This is a genomic window from Ruminococcus sp. NATIVEDY160 (assembly GCF_045819885.1).
In the GTDB taxonomy this organism is placed as follows: Bacteria; Bacillota; Clostridia; order Oscillospirales; family Acutalibacteraceae; genus Ruminococcoides.
This window is the reverse complement of the sequence record NZ_CP162391.1, coordinates 1,021,089-1,036,100: the sequence shown is the minus strand read 5'-3', so window position 1 is coordinate 1,036,100 and position 15,012 is coordinate 1,021,089. Positions and strand designations below refer to the sequence as shown.

At 52.4% G+C, this 15,012-nt stretch carries 11 protein-coding genes; 1 reads left to right on the top strand and 10 read right to left on the bottom strand.

The genetic code is table 11. The features are described 5' to 3' along the window. Window positions 1–36: 36 nt before the first annotated feature. From tsaB to AB1I49_RS05050, 3 genes are read right to left on the bottom strand one after another with little or no spacing between them, the layout of a single operon-like run. Window positions 37–756, bottom strand: a complete 720-nt coding sequence (tsaB, locus tag AB1I49_RS05060; protein WP_316610464.1) for a tRNA (adenosine(37)-N6)-threonylcarbamoyltransferase complex dimerization subunit type 1 TsaB — start codon at window positions 754–756, stop codon at window positions 37–39. Further along, window positions 737–1,174 carry a tRNA (adenosine(37)-N6)-threonylcarbamoyltransferase complex ATPase subunit type 1 TsaE gene (gene tsaE, locus AB1I49_RS05055; protein ID WP_316612082.1) on the bottom strand — a complete coding sequence of 146 codons (438 nt, stop codon included), beginning with the start codon at window positions 1,172–1,174 and terminating at the stop codon, window positions 737–739. The genes tsaB and tsaE overlap by 20 nt, the downstream gene beginning before the upstream one ends. After that, entirely contained in the window at window positions 1,174–2,841 is a 1,668-nt protein-coding gene (locus tag AB1I49_RS05050) for a formate--tetrahydrofolate ligase (protein WP_316612080.1), read from the bottom strand. The genes tsaE and AB1I49_RS05050 overlap by 1 nt, the downstream gene beginning before the upstream one ends. A gap of 128 nt (window positions 2,842–2,969) precedes the next feature. On the opposite strand from AB1I49_RS05050, the gene AB1I49_RS05045 reads away from it, so the two are divergent. Further along, window positions 2,970–4,073 carry an FtsW/RodA/SpoVE family cell cycle protein gene (locus AB1I49_RS05045; protein ID WP_316610471.1) on the top strand — a complete coding sequence of 368 codons (1,104 nt, stop codon included), beginning with the start codon at window positions 2,970–2,972 and terminating at the stop codon, window positions 4,071–4,073. 44 nt (window positions 4,074–4,117) lie between these two features. Here the strand turns inward: AB1I49_RS05045 and AB1I49_RS05040 are convergent, their stop codons facing one another. The 7 genes from AB1I49_RS05040 to AB1I49_RS05010 form a co-directional block, all read right to left on the bottom strand. After that, window positions 4,118–5,371: a CdaR family protein gene (locus tag AB1I49_RS05040; protein ID WP_316610473.1), complete on the bottom strand. Its 1,254-nt coding sequence runs from the start codon at window positions 5,369–5,371 to the stop codon at window positions 4,118–4,120. Further along, a complete protein-coding gene (gene cdaA, locus AB1I49_RS05035; protein ID WP_407721551.1) occupies window positions 5,368–6,234 on the bottom strand; it encodes a diadenylate cyclase CdaA in 867 nt (288 codons plus the stop codon). The genes AB1I49_RS05040 and cdaA overlap by 4 nt, the downstream gene beginning before the upstream one ends. 41 nt (window positions 6,235–6,275) lie before the next feature. Beyond that, window positions 6,276–7,448 carry an aminotransferase class V-fold PLP-dependent enzyme gene (locus tag AB1I49_RS05030; RefSeq protein ID WP_316612075.1) on the bottom strand — a complete coding sequence of 391 codons (1,173 nt, stop codon included), beginning with the start codon at window positions 7,446–7,448 and terminating at the stop codon, window positions 6,276–6,278. After that, window positions 7,445–7,675, bottom strand: coding sequence for a putative Se/S carrier protein (locus AB1I49_RS05025; RefSeq protein ID WP_405317757.1), 231 nt, complete (start codon window positions 7,673–7,675; stop codon window positions 7,445–7,447). Before AB1I49_RS05025 ends, AB1I49_RS05030 begins: the two co-directional genes overlap by 4 nt. A gap of 149 nt (window positions 7,676–7,824) precedes the next feature. Further along, window positions 7,825–7,968, bottom strand: a complete 144-nt coding sequence (locus AB1I49_RS05020; protein WP_316612072.1) for a hypothetical protein — start codon at window positions 7,966–7,968, stop codon at window positions 7,825–7,827. An 86-nt stretch (window positions 7,969–8,054) separates the two neighbouring features. After that, the gene (gene addA, locus AB1I49_RS05015; protein ID WP_407721550.1) at window positions 8,055–11,639 is read right to left on the bottom strand and encodes a helicase-exonuclease AddAB subunit AddA; all 3,585 of its coding nucleotides are present in this window, start codon (window positions 11,637–11,639) and stop codon (window positions 8,055–8,057) included. Next, the gene (locus AB1I49_RS05010) at window positions 11,632–15,000 is read right to left on the bottom strand and encodes a PD-(D/E)XK nuclease family protein (protein ID WP_407721549.1); all 3,369 of its coding nucleotides are present in this window, start codon (window positions 14,998–15,000) and stop codon (window positions 11,632–11,634) included. Before AB1I49_RS05010 ends, addA begins: the two co-directional genes overlap by 8 nt. Window positions 15,001–15,012 lie beyond the last annotated feature (12 nt).

Below are 15,012 nucleotides of genomic sequence, written 5' to 3'. Positions count from 1 at the left end.
TGTATCTCTCTCCTTATATTTGTATAAACGCGATGATCAATGACCGCTGAGGGGGTTTTCGGATAATCTTTTATTGAGCTCACGCTGAGCCTGCGGCAGTCTGAGATAGACAGGCATCAGCTCGGCGGGAGTCAGGGTCTCTCCCCTGCTCAAGCTCCCGAACGCTGCCAAAGCGGTCGACGAGGCTGTCTGAATGCGGCTGTTCATCGGAGCCAGTGTGATATTCGGAACGACGTCCTTTAGATAAGCATAGCTTAATGACGCGCCGTCGCCGACGAGAACAATGTTGCCGTCAATTCTCAGCAGCTCTTCCTTCAAATCACTCAGAGCCAATGCTCTGTCATCGCAAAGCCGTTCAACACTCGCGCCCTTCACATGGAAAAGCGCGTTGTACACCTGCGAACAGCGGGCGTCCATAACAGCGCAGACAATACAGTCGCCGCCGATACAGTTATACGCCATACTTTCCAGGGTCGATACCGAAACGCAAGGAACATTGTGCGCAAATGCAAGTCCCTTGACCGCTGCAACGCCGATACGTACTCCGGTGAATGAACCGGGGCCTGCGTTTACGGCAATGGCGGAAAGCTCGTCCGCCTTTGTTTCGGTGTTGTCGAGAAGCGCCTCGAGCATTGGCATGAGTGTTCTGCTGTGTGTCAGGGCGGTGTCGATAAAAAACGAACCGATGATTTTATCCTCTTCGGCAAGACAGACTGACGCCGCCTTAGCCGTGGTGTCAACCGCCAATATCTTCAAGTGTTACACCTTCTATGTCAAATATTCGCTGATTATCACTCTCTCCGCGGGAGATCGTTATTCTCAGCGCGTTTTCGGGCAGCGCGCCCTCGATATTCTCGCTCCACTCGATAACAAGCACTCCTGTGTCGAGATAATCAAAAAATCCCGTTGAGTACAAATCGTCCCACGAGGTGACGCGGTACATATCGAAGTGGTAAACAGGCACCCTGCCGCTGTATTCATTAACAAGCGCGAAGGTCGGGCTGGAAACAACATCGTCAGCGCCCAGACCGCGGGCTAAACCTCGCGTAAACGCTGTCTTTCCCATTCCCAGACCGCCGAACAGAGCGATGACCTCCATACCCTTGAGCTTTGAGGCGATACGTTCACCCAGCTGTTCGGTTTCCTCAGCGCTGTTTGTTATAAATCTGTTCATCAGAACAAGCCTGTAATCTCGCCGTCGCCGTTAACGTCGATGCTGTGAGCCGCGGGAGTCTTGGGCAGTCCGGGCATCGTCATGATGTCGCCCGTGTATACTACGACAAAGCCTGCGCCGTTCGAGAGCGAGACGTTTCTGACGGTAATCTCAAAGTCCTTCGGCGCGCCGAGCAGAGTCGGGTCGTCGGAAAGTGAATACTGTGTCTTGGCAATGCAGACGGGCAGCTTGTCCGCGCCGAGCTTCTGAACCTCGGCAATAGCCTTCTCAGCCTGTGTTGTGTAGTTAACTCTCGCCGCGCCGTAGATATTCTTGGCAATCGCGTCGATTTTCTCCTTGACGGTAAGCTCGTCCGGATAGAGAGGCTTGAAGTCAGAGGGCTTCTCGCATGCCTCAACTACCTTATTCGCAAGCTCTATGCCGCCGTCGCCGCCCTTGCCGAACACCTCGGAAAGAGCGAAATCAGCGCCGTTAGCCTTGCAGTATTCCTCAATGTAGTTAAGCTCAGCCTCGCTGTCGGTGCCGAAACGGTTAATCGCGACGACAACGGGTACATTATACTTGCGCATGTTCGCTATATGGACGCCGAGGTTAACAATACCTGCCTTGAGAGCTTCAAGGTTCTCAGCTGACACCTCAGCCTTCGGCACGCCGCCGTTGTATTTGAGAGCGCGGCAGGTCGCGACTAGAACGATTGCCGAGGGCTTCAAGCCTGCAAAACGGCACTTGATGTCGAGGAACTTCTCGGCGCCGAGGTCGGAACCGAAACCTGCCTCTGTGATGCAGTAGTCAGCTAACTTGAGTGCGAGCTTTGTAGCGCGGACACTGTTGCAGCCGTGAGCGATATTCGCGAAGGGGCCGCCGTGTACGATTGCGGGAGTACCCTCGAGGGTCTGTACAAGGTTTGGCTTGATAGCGTCCTTGAGGAGAGCCGTCATAGCGCCGTCTGCCTTGAGGTCGCGGGCGTATACGGGCTCGCCGCTGTATGTGTAGGCAACGAGAATGCTGCCGAGTCTGCGCTTGAGGTCGTCTATATCTGAGGCAAGGCAGAGAATAGCCATAACCTCGGAAGCTACGGTAATGATGAAGTGATCCTCACGGGGAATGCCATTGACCTTGCCGCCAAGACCTACGATGATATTTCTGAGTGCGCGGTCGTTCATGTCAAGACAACGCTTGAAAAGGATTCTGCGCGGGTCGATGCCCAGAGCATTGCCCTGCTGCATATGGTTGTCGAGCATGGCGCAGCAAAGGTTGTTCGCAGAGGTAATCGCGTGCATATCGCCTGTAAAGTGAAGGTTGATGTCCTCCATCGGGAGTACCTGAGCGTAGCCGCCGCCTGCAGCGCCGCCCTTGATGCCGAATACGGGACCGAGAGAAGGTTCTCTCAGGGCAATGATTGCCTTCTTTCCGATTTTAGCCATAGCCTGTCCCAGACCTGCGGTGGTAGTGGTTTTACCTTCACCTGCAGGGGTCGGGTTGATAGCGGTAACGAGAATCAGTTTGCCGTCGGGATTTGCGCTGACGCGTGCGCTGAGCTCGTCAGAAAGCTTTGCCTTGTATTTTCCGTAAAACTCGAGTTCATCCTCGGTAATTCCAATCTGTGCCGCCACTTCCTTGACAGGCAAAAGTGTCGCCTGCTGAGCAATTTCAATATCAGACAGCATAAAATGCACCTCCGAAAAGTATATTTCATTTTATTATATCAAAATCGGGAAACAATATTATTCTTATTTGCAAATTTGGCTTGTAAATGACAAGGATTTTTCCGTATAATAGTGCCGAGGCGATTGATTTGAAACGATTAACTGACGATTTCAGAAATTCCGACCGTCTGCTGACTTTGTTGACTGCAACAGCGACGGTCTTTGGCGCACTGCTGATTTTCAGTCTTCAGAGAGCAGGAACATATAATTATCTCCGTCCGCAGCTCATAGCTGCGGGAATCGGAATTGCGGCGGCGTTTGTGACTGCTCAGGCGGATTACAGGATAATAATCAAAAAATGGTACTTCGCGGCAATAGCGGCGGCAGTGTTAGCCGGCTCGGTATTTCTCTTCGGCATGAGAGTCAGCGGCACCGACGACACCGCCTGGATCACCCTTCCCTTCGGAATGACGGTTCAGCCGTCGGAATTTATCAAGCCGTGCTTTATCATAACCTTCACCTATCATATCTGTCTGCTGAAAGAAAAAAATTTACTGCAAAAGCCGTGGGCGGTACTGACGCTGCTGCTCCATGCGGCGCTGCCGATAGCGGTGATACACTTTCAGGGCGACGACGGTACGGCTCTGGTTTTCGGAATTGTTTTCCCGGTTATGATGCTGCTCGGCGGTGTAAAGCTTAGATACTTCGCGATACTCGGAGGTATCGCCGCCGCAGGTCTGCCGCTCGTTTGGCGGTACGTCATGAACGACGCTCAGAAAAACCGCCTGCTCTCTCTGTTCGACGCGGAAAACACGGCTATGGCGGACTACGCCTATCAGCAATATCAGGGCAGGCTGTCGCTTGCGAGCGGCGGTCTGTTCGGCACAGGATGGCTAAACGGCAAGAGAGTGGCGTCCGCTGTTGTGCCCGAGCAGGAAAACGACTTCATTCTCACTGTCGCGGGTGAAGAGCTTGGATTTATAGGCTGTCTGACGATAATCGCTCTGCTGTTCGCGATAATGCTGATTATAATTCTGAATTCGAAAAAAGCAACCACAAATGAAGGCTCACTAATCTGTGCCGGAGCGTTTGCGGTTATTGCCGCGCAGGCTGTGCTCAACCTCGGAATGGTGCTGGGACTGCTTCCTGTTATCGGCGTGACGCTGCCGTTTTTCAGCGCGGGAGGAAGCTCTCTGATAAGCACATTTATCTGTATCGGGCTTGTGCAGAGCGTGAGAATACACAAATACTGAACAATGCAAAAACGGAAAGGCTCATGTGAACCTTTCCGTTTGGTTTATTTGCTTTCGGAGATATTGAGATTCGCGGTGTACTTTCCGTACGCCCAACAGCTGCTCGCGCCGTCGAAGCGGAAGGTTACGGGCATTTCAACCGAGCCTGTCTTGACCGCAGTACCCGTCGCGGATATCGTGGCGGTGATCTTGTCAGCGTCGAGACTCTCGATCTCGGACTTCGGACCGATGACTGTTACGCTGATATTCTTCGAGGTGACCTCAGCCTTGTATGCGCTCGAGAGTCCCTCAACCTTGAAGGTATCGACGTCAAATGTCTTTTTAGTCATGCCGCTGAGGTCGATCTTGACCTGTGCGGTGGCGTTGTTGCTGATATTCTTGCACTTCTCGGGAATGTTTATCGCGAGGGTATTGAAGGTTACTGCCTCGTCGGAGAGCGTGGAGAAGTCAATCTCCTCCGTCTTGACCGAAACGAGGGTTTTCATAACATCATCGGGACCGGCGAGAAGGATTCCCGACGGGTGGATCTCAACAAGGTTGGTCAGATCAAGTCCGCTCGGCTTGTTGACGTAGCCCGCCTCAACCTTGACGCTCTTCTCGGTGAGAACGGAGATAGTTGCGGTCAGGGTGCGGAAGCTCATGGTCAGCAGCTTCTGTGACAGCTCGTTGCCGTTCTCGTCATAAAGAACGATGTCCGCCTCGACGTCGGTGGTTTCGAGGAGGTTATCCTCGACGCTCGCGACAGCAGCGACCTGCTTTATCTTCATAACCTCTGTCTGAGGTCCTGAGATGGTAATTGAATTATACGGCAGCGAGGTCGCGCCGTAGTAGCCGTCGGCAACGCCAAAGAGGATTTTATCCTGAATCTGGAAGGTGCTCTCCTTGTAATAATCAACCATTACGCTGACGCTCGACGGAGTTGAGCCTGTGATCTGAAAGTTGCTCGAGAGATTCTTCTTCGCCGCAGAAACCGGAAGCGTGAAGTTGCCCGAGGAATTTACAGAGCTTGCCGCCGCTGTTACTGTCAGATCGGACTCTGTTACCGAACCGAGAATCGTGCGGTTGCCCGTGACCGTTACGGAAGCGGTCTGCTTCTCGTCGGTAAAAATCTGAAGTCCCAGCTTCCGCGAGCTTTCGGACAAGTCCATCTGAATCGGCACGTTGCTGATCGTGACGGTGGTATCGTTTGAGGAATTAAGGCTCATATAAGTCCAGATACCGATGGAGATTATCACGGCGAGAATGAAAATTACATAGTTTTTAGAAAATATCAACTGAGAGAGGCTTCGCTTTTTCAATCTTTCTTCCTCCCTCTGCCGAATTTGCGGTTATTATTCTCGTCCTCCGGAGTTTCGTCAAGCAGAAGCTCATTGAGCTTGCGCACAAGGGTCTCGCGCGTGTAGTCGCGCGTCAGCACGCCGTTTACCGCGAGGGAAATAACGCCTGTTTCCTCACTTACAACAAGCACAACTGAGTCGCTCTGCTCGCTGATGCCGAGTGCGGCGCGGTGACGGGTTCCGAGGTTGATATCGACGGTCTTGTCGTCGGTAAGCGGAAGAATGCAGCCTGCCGCGTGGAGCTTGCCGTCGCGGATTATGCTCGCGCCGTCGTGGAGAGGCGCCTTGTTGAAGAAGATATTGCCGAACAGGGCAACCGAGGTCTGCGCGTCGATTATCGTGCCCGTTGCCGCGATATCCGAGAGCATGGTTTCGCGCTCAAAAACCATGAGCGCGCCTGTCTTGGAACGCGAGAAAAGCACAGATGTATCGGCAGCGTCCTCGATGGACTTCTTGACCGCCTCTACCCACTCGTCGGACTTGCCGAATCTCGAGAAGAAGCCTGAAAAATACTTTTTCCATGTTTTGTTTCTGCCAAGCTGCTCGAGCGCCTTGCGTATCTCGGGCTGGAAGATAACGACGATTACTACAACCGAAGCCTCAAACAGCGCGCGTAGAAGCGAGGACAACATGACGAGCTGGAACAGAGAAGCAAGGAAGTAAATGACAAAGAGGAAAATGATACCCTTAAGGAGCTGGAAGGCGCGGGTTTCGCGAACCAGACGGAAAAGGCCGAAAATAATCAGCGCAATCGCGAGAATATCGATAACGTCGCGTACCTTTATTGTCTTGATTACGGACAGAAAATGCTCGAAAAACTCCATACCTCTCCTCCTTTCATACTTCCTTTCTATTCTAACACATTTTAATTGTCGAATGCAACCTTTTTTTCATTATAACTGACAATTTTATTGACGCACTGACAGAAATATTCCGCCTGGCGCATGTTATTGAACGCCGACACAACCGCACGCACTGTCCCGCGTTTCTCGGTGCCCTTGCTGAGATGTGCCAAAGGCGCGCAGTGAAGCCCTGCGCGTACGGCGATACCGTAACGGTCATTGAGAAGCTGCGCCACATGCTCGCTGTCCATACCGCCGACATTGAATGATATCACGGGTACATGGCTCGATATTTCAGGCCGCATTGTATAGAGCTGAACTCCGTCCGTCCTTTGCAGCCTGTCATAAATCATTTGCGCAATCCGCATTTCGTGTTCTGAAATACTTTTAACACCCCTGCTGCGGACAAACCGCACTCCCTCACGAAGTCCTGCTATACCCGCGACGTTCGGAGTGCCGCTCTCGTACTTGTCGGGCAGCTGCTCAGGCTGACTGAGGTCTGAGGAATAGCTTCCCGTGCCGCCCTGTATAAGACTGTCGGGCATTGTGTCGCAGTTTATCAGCAGCAGTCCCGTGCCCATAGGCCCGTACAGTCCCTTGTGACCCGCGGTACAGAGATAATCGATACAGCCGTCCGACAAATCTATCGGCAGCACGCCCGCGCTCTGAGCCGCGTCAAGACAGAACAGAATTCCGTTGAGCCTGCAAAGCGCCGCGATACGCTCTACGGGAAGTCTTGTACCGAACACGTTTGAGGCGTGGGTACAGACAACAAGCCTTGTGTTCTTCCGAAACTGTGAACGGAAGCTGCGGATAGTCTGCTCGTCGTCGCCCTCAAAAACCTCAGCGACCGAATACTCAACGCCGTTCTTTTTCATTTCCTCGAGCGGACGGACTACGGCGTTATGCTCAAGCGACGAAATCACCGCGTGGTCTCCCCTTTTGAGCACGCCTTGAATCACCGTATTGAGTGCCGCGGTGCAGTTATGGGTAAATATCACGCGCTCGGGCTCGCTGAGTCCGAAAAACTCCGCGGCCTCGCTGCGGCAGGAATAAATCATCTGCGCGCCCTTCATGGACATGCTGTGGCCGCTTCGCCCGGGATTTGCGCCGAGTGAGGTCACAGCGCCGCAGACTGCGCGCACAACCGACTGAGGCTTAGGAAAGGTCGTCGCTCCGTTATCGAAATATATCAACTGTAATCAGCGGCGGCTACACCGACAAACGGTATGCGGTTCTCCCTGAGCAGCTCAGCTGCACGCTCAGCGCTGTCCGAACGGAGCTTCAGGCTGTAGCCGCAGGAGCCGCGACGCAAATGCGCGGGAGTGCGCACGGTTATTCCGCGTATTCCGTGGCGGCGCAGCAGCTCCCTGGCGCGCATCATCGGCGTCATAGAACCGAACATTATTAATTTGTTTTCCATTATTTCACCTTCTGTATAGTTTTCCTCCCTACAATATAATATATGAAAGCGGCGGTGTTTTAGTTATCCGATAAATCTTTCATACATAAAAACGGCCTTCCGAAGTCTCTGCGCGGGACTTTACGGAAGGCCGAATGTTTTATTCCTCTTTATCCTTTGGTTGAAAATTCGGGAGATACTCTTTCACAAATGCTTCCTTTTCTTCCTTTTGAAAGCTTACGGTAAGCAAGAATGGACTCGCGTTCTTCGGCGGTGACAAACTCGGGAATAGGATTTATCAATTTGTCGTCCATGACAGTACTCCTTCGGAATTTCAGGTGATGGTTCTGAAAGCTATTATATCACAAAGGATTTGAAATTCAATACAAATACCGAAATTCTAAACCGAAACCGATTGATTAAGAGTGATCGAGAAAATGATTTTTTCCCTGACAGGAAGTCCGAGTACCTGCCTCATCGCTTCCTCGTACAAGTCAAGCTGCGGTTTGTGGCGGCGCAGCTCCTCAACATCGCGGACTCTGTCTGTCTTGTAGTCGACGATCACAAGCTCTCCGTTTTCAATAAATACCAGATCCACCTCGCCGTCGACGATCTGCCGTCTGTCTGACTTGAACTCTCCCTCGCAGGTTAGCGACGGGTGGACAAAGACCGTGAACTGCTTCTCGCGGTACACGTTGCTTTCAGGCACGCTTAACACGCGCTCGAACAGAGGATTTTGCAGAATCTCCGCTAATTTTCCGCGGTCAAGGCAGTCGCACTGGCGCTGAGTCAGTTTCTCCGTCTTGAGAAGTCTGTTTATCTCCGCTTCCAGATCATCCCGCGCAGCGACAAAATCGCAGTAGTGTAGAAATTCATGATGTGCCGTTCCGATTTCGGTCGGGCTGAGCTTCGCGCTGTCCTTTGCAAAGGCGGGAATAACAAGCGCTCTGCCTGAGTATTCACGGTTTTCACTGTGAGAAACCTGAGAAGGATTTACCTTCTGCGGCACGCCGATTATGTCGGAGTCGGGGTACTCAAAGGAAAGGTTCTTCTCAAGAATCGAACGATAGCCGCGTGAGTCCGTGCTCTGAGTTTCACCGACTGTTTCTCTGTCCTGAGCTTCTTCAAACGGGAAAAGCTCCTTTTCGGTCTGTATTTTATGCAGAAGCCAGTTTGATTCGCTCTCACCCGGCGTGCGGTTCTCGTCAAAGAGCGCGCGTGTGGACGGATTTACCGCCGCCGTAAAAAGAATCCAGTCGAGCATTCTCTTACACGAGTAAATATCCCCGGGGTTGATTTCTCCTTTAAGCGTTTTCGCCGCCGCGTTCTTTACGGAGCTGTCCATATTTTTGTCCGTGCCTACAATAATCAGCTTTTCCTTCGCTCGGGTCAGAGCGACATAGAGCAAACGCATTTCTTCATCTGTGTTTTCGCGGCGTTTTTTGAGCGTGATCGCGCGGTACGGAAAGGTAGGCGTGCGGACGAAGTTTTTCATCGGTCTTATTCCGACATACGCCTCGCTGTCTGTCATGACATGTTTTCGGAAATCCATCTCGTTGAACTTGTGTGCGGTGTCAACCAGAAAGCATATCGGAAACTCCAGACCCTTCGACTTATGTATGCTCATGACCTGTACGCAGTCCGCCGCGTCGCCCTTGACCTGCGACGCCGAGGCAAGCTTGCGATTGTTGCTCAGAAGGCGGTCGATGTAGCCGTTGAAATCTGACAGTGTCTTGTAGCCGTTTGAAGCAAACTTTCTGGCGTAAACGCGCATCAGGTCGAGATTTCTCGCTGGATACGCTCCGCCGTTGACAGCGGTGGTCACGGCGATTATGGCTGTGCGTTCATATACCGACTCTAACAGCTCGTCGACCGTGCTGACCGACGCAAGGTCGCGGAAGCGCTTTAATTCATCAAGAAAACGCGCGGATTTCCTGCCTGTTTCGCTGTCGTCCTCGCGGCAGATATTAAGCGAACGGTACAGCGACGCCTTGCCGCTGCCGAGACGGATAACCGCCAGATCGTCGGGTGTGAAGCCGTATACAGGGCTGACAAGCACCGAAAGAAGCGCGACGTCGTCGGACGGATTGTCGATAACACGAAGGATATTGAGAACGAGCTTGATCTCGCGCGCATCAAAGAAGTTCTCGCTCTCCTCGCAATACGCGGGTATTCCGTATTTGCCGAGCTGCTTGACGAACTCCGCGCTTCCCTTCTGCTTTGACTCGTCGTCTGAATCCGCGGCGCTTTTGGCGCGCATAAGAACCGCGATATCGCCGTACCGCAGCGGTCTGTCCCCGTTTTTTTCGTGTACGGTGTAACCGCTGTTTATCATATCGAGGATCCTGCCTGCCGTGTAGCGCGCCTCGAGAGCGGTAACGGAGGAGCTTTCGTCAATTTTATCGTGGTAAATCAGGCTGATTTCTGTGTCGCGCTTTGGATCGCGCACGTAGCCCTCCGCCCCGAAATTGAGATATTCCTCGGGCTTGTAATCAGCCATAATGCGCGAAAAAATATAGTTTACGGTCTCGCACACCTGCTGACAGCTGCGGAAGTTCTCGCTCAGGTAAATCGTCGCGGGATAACTCGGGTTAGCTTTGTCAAAAGGAGCGTAACGGTTTTTGCGCTCGTTAAAGAGCTTAGCCTTCGACTGGCGGAAACCGTAGATGCTCTGCTTGATATCGCCGACCATAAAGAGATTGTCGCCGCCGCTTGAAATGCAGTTGTAGATAACCTCCTGAATCAGGTTAACGTCCTGGTACTCGTCAACAATAACCTGCGCAAATCTCGAGGAGAGCTCCTTCGCAAGCTCTGTTCGTTTGTAATAGAATCCGCCTGTACAAAATTCCGCTTCGTCCGCTTTGCAGTTTTCAGCAAGCAGCTTTACCGTCAAGGCGCTTACGTCCGAGAAGGTGCGGATATTTCTCCTGTCCTTGAGAACGGCAAGCTCGCGGTTGAATGCCGAAACAAGTTCGCTCAGCGTCACCATCTGACCGGAAAGCTCCTCAATCTCTTCGTCGGCGCCGATATATGACTGAACCTTCGTGCGTATCTGGGCGCGGCAGCCGAAAATATTCTTTATCGGGGTTTTCTTGTTCTTCTGGAGCTTCTCGCTGATTTCGGGATTTTCCTCATAGTCTGTACCAAAGAGAGTCTTAGCCCTCTCGCAGTATTCACCGTAGCCGCCGCTTTCCAGTCCGTTTCTGAGTTCAATAATGCTCCTGCCGTCCTTTTCGAGCAGCGGAAGCAGGATTTCCTCGAGCGCCGGTGTGAGCTTGTTTGTGTTAATTGCAGCGGTGATATCAGAAAGCATTGAGTCGAGCTCTTCGGGCAGGCTCCTCAAAATCTCCTGCGCCCACTCGGTCTGACAAAACGGCATGACAGTGTATCTTTTTACCATCTCGTCGAGCCACTGAGTGCGGAAGGGCTGGTTCTGCAAAAAATCATGAACCATGATTACAGCGTCTCTTAGTCCGCTGTCGTCGCCGCCCGAGGCAAACGAACGCAAAAGACTGCGGAAATCGGGAGAATTCGCCGCAAAAAACGATTCAAAGGCTGTATCGAGCGCCTTGTTGCTGATGGTCATGATTTCGTCGTCACTCGCGATCCGGAAATCGGGCTCTATATTCAATACCGAGAAATGCTCGCGCACAAGCGACGAGCAAAAGCTGTCAGTTGTGGAAATGTGGGCTGAATAGAGCTTCTGCTTCTGGCGCAAAAGCTGTGCCGATGCGCCCTCGCTGACAATCAGCCCGTCGAGCTTCTCCTGTATTCTGCGCTTCATCTCCGCTGCGGCGTCGCGTGTGAAGGTGAGTACGAGCAGTCTGTCCACGTCGATATTTTTATCGCCCGTAATCATTTTCAGGACGTGTTCGGCGAGAACAGCGGTTTTGCCCGAGCCTGCCGCCGCCGACACGAGAACAGTACCGTCGGAATTTATCGCGTTGAGCTGGTCGCCGGTCCATTTAATTTTCTTCTCAGGCATCGCCGTTCACCTCGCTTTCGTTTGCCGCGTCAACATCTTCCTTCATCTGTGCGAGGATATGCTCGCGCTTTTTGCTCCTTACCGCAGCAAAGGCATTTATTTTAGGTTCGTTCATATTATAAGAGCAAGCGTCCTCATACGCGCAGTATTCACATGTGGTTTTGCTGCCGATTTTAAGCGGCTGAGCAGGAATTATTCCGCTGTAAAGGCTCTCGCCCATTTCCCTGATAAGCAGATCGACCTTGCCGAATACTGTCTGAAGCTCCTCGGGACTGACCTTTGTGCTCGACTGCGGCTTGAAGTTATTCTTGTCGGCGATGCTTAAGCGTTCATCATCAACATACAGACCCTTCAGCTTGAACGCGTCGCGTATCAGGTCGTCCGTGGTCTTGCCCTTTGCTTCCTTTTCGCTGAACTGACCGAAAAGCACGTTTGAATAGAGCACTCCGCCGGGCTTGAAGTCGCCGTAGCGGTAGCCGCCGTTGCGCGTAATGGCAATCAGGTAGATAAGCATCTGCAAATCAAGCCCGTAATACGCCTCGGTAAGACTGAAGCCTTTGGACTCGGACTTTGATTTATAGTCGATGATACGGATATATTTTTCATTGTCCTGAACGGAGCTGTCTACCCTGTCGACCTTGCCGCGGATACGTATTTCGTGGCCGTCTGGCAGAATGTAGCTGTAGCTGTGGATATCGTTCGGGAAATCGAGCTCGGTGTCCTCAACGTCAAAGGCGCTGTTTTTCAGCTCGTCGATAATGAAGCGGATAACCTTGACGGTCTTTTCCATCAGCATATCGAACTGGAAGGAAAACGCGCCTGTCTTGCCTTCGGCGCCGCCCATGTATGTATCAAGATATAAGGTGTACTCGGCGGTGACAAAGGCCTTTATCTCGCTGTCGGATAGTGCTCCGTATTCGGATTTTGTGCGGTATGTATTAAAGAAGCGCTCGAGCACCTTATGGACAAGGTTTCCGCGCTCAATCGGGTTGATTTCGGCGCGTCGCTTCTCGTCGATTTTCAGTCCGTAAGCGCAAAAATAGCGAAACGGACACTTGTAGTAGGTCTGAACCTTTGAAGCGGAGTTATCGAGAACCTTTCCGAAAAGCCTGTCGGCATTATCCGCGTCATTAATTGCAAACGGCTTGTGTTCAACAGCGCTCTCGACCGCTTTGAGTCTGGGGCTGTAGTCGGGATTATCAGCAAACACCTCGCGCAGCCCGGACAAATCTGCTGCGCTGTCGCTCAAAGAAAGCGAATACGCCTCAAACGCCGTGTCCATGCTGACGAGCATATCCTCGTACGGAACGCGGGTTCTTATTGCCGGACTGAGCTTCGGAAATAGCTTGCACACCTCGTCAATAAGAACAGAAGGTTTAAGCCTGCCGCCCGCGCTCTCCTCGTTCGCGGCGGAAAGAGCGAGCTTCGGGTAACTCAGAAAAAGCCTGTCGGAGCATGATACCATGCAGTTGTAAGCCATGAAAATCTCGAGATTCACAAAGTCAACCGGATTTTCGGTGATTTTGAGATCGTTGTCGGAGAGCGCCTGCAGCTCGTAGTCGGAGAACAAACCTGCGCTCTGAGGATTCGCGGGAAAGCTGCCCTCGGTACAGCCGATTAGGAATACCGCCTTATAGTGCGGGTCGCGGACTCGCTGGGCGTTTGTTATAATAACCGAGTCAAGAAAACGCGGTATCTCGGCAAACTCGATCGCGGACAGCTCGAGAGTAAGCAGCTCGTAGTAGCGGCGAAGCGGCATACGCTCATCACCCACCGCGTCCTTAAGTCTGTCGAGAGCCCTGACAAACAGCTCCCAGATGCGAACCTGCTCGTCGGAAAGGCTCCCGGAAACGCCGTGCTCAAGTCTGCGGCAAAGTCCGTTCATGCCGCTGCGGACGTCGAGCTTTTCGGTCAGCAGATCATAGAGCAGTTCCGTGACTTCTCCCGCGGTTTTGTCCTTTACGGCTTCCTTGAACGAGAGAAGTGCGTCAACAACGGTTTTGCGGACGCGCTCTGCGTTGTCGCGCTTGAAATCCTCCTTGAGCGGCTCGCCAAAACCGCGCGAGCTCTTTGTAAACTCGCTGAGAAACGCGGCGTTGTCGATATCCCAGACGAAAACATAGTCCTCGAAGTCTCGGATTTCGCTCTGTGTAAACGGCAGCAGACCGCTCTTTAATAGCAGCATAACGTCAGACCGCTCAAAACGCTCGAGCAAAATACGGAAAATCGCGTTTACGGCGCGCGCGATCGGCTTTACGTCCAAATCCTTGTGTTCGTCGAGGAAATACGGTATCTGATACTTGTCAAAAACCGCATTGATTATGCCGCTGTATAGCTTTGTGTCGTGGGTGATTACGGCGATTTCGCGGTAGCGGCAGCCGTTTTCGATAACAAGCCGCTTGATTTGACGCGCGACGGTTTCGCATTCATCATATGTATCGTCCGCCGCGTAGAGAGATATGCACTCGGGCGGATTGTCGAATTTATCGGTAAATTCCGCGCCGCGGAAGGCTCCCTCTTCGAGAAAGCTAAGCTCATCGTTTTGGAAGCGGATTGTCTTTTCAAGTCTGACGGGAGTGAGGATTTTTACGCTCTGCTCCTTTGCAAAGCGTTTTAGTCTGCGGTGAGTCTGCGCGGTTGTGGCAAATACTCCGTCCTCAGACTCCAAGATCGGGTCGAGCGCGAGAGAAATCACAAGCTCCTCACAGTTGAGCATCAGGTGCTCGACGAGTTTCATCTGCTGTGCGGTAAAGCCGCTGAACGCGTCGATAAACACCGTATAGCCGCTGAAAACCTCGGGGTGAGCAGACAGCAGCTCATTTACCCTGTCAATATCGTCGAGCGGATCGACGTGCGACGTAGATAGCCTGCCGCCAAACACGTCAAAAATGTCGGCGGTGTCGAGCAGCTTCTTTTTGAGTGTTTCATCGACAGCGCCGTTTGCCGCCTCGCGCAACTGTTCGGAAGTTACGCAGTTCTTCTTGCACTCGAGGAGTGTGTCGAGCATAAGCGATGTAAGACTGCGGTTGCTGCGGGGGTTAAGCAGGCGAAGATGACCGTCGAGGTCGTCAAGTGTGCGGCTCATAAGAACGGCTCTGGTGCCGTTGTCAACAGGAGCCTTCGGTGGATTTGAAGTCTGTTCGTAAACAAAGCGGCAGAGCTTGTTGAAGCCGAAAACGTTCACCTTCTGCTTATCGGGAGCGCCGAGAAGAGAAAGTATCTCCTTCTCGGTTTCGAGGCTTATCTGGTCGGGTATAAGTACAATCAGCCTGTCGCAGCCGTTTTTGATTTTTTCCATAATCTGACGGTACATCTCGCGCGTTTTGCCTGTACCGCTTCTGCCGAGAATAAAACGCAGCAATATGATCACCTC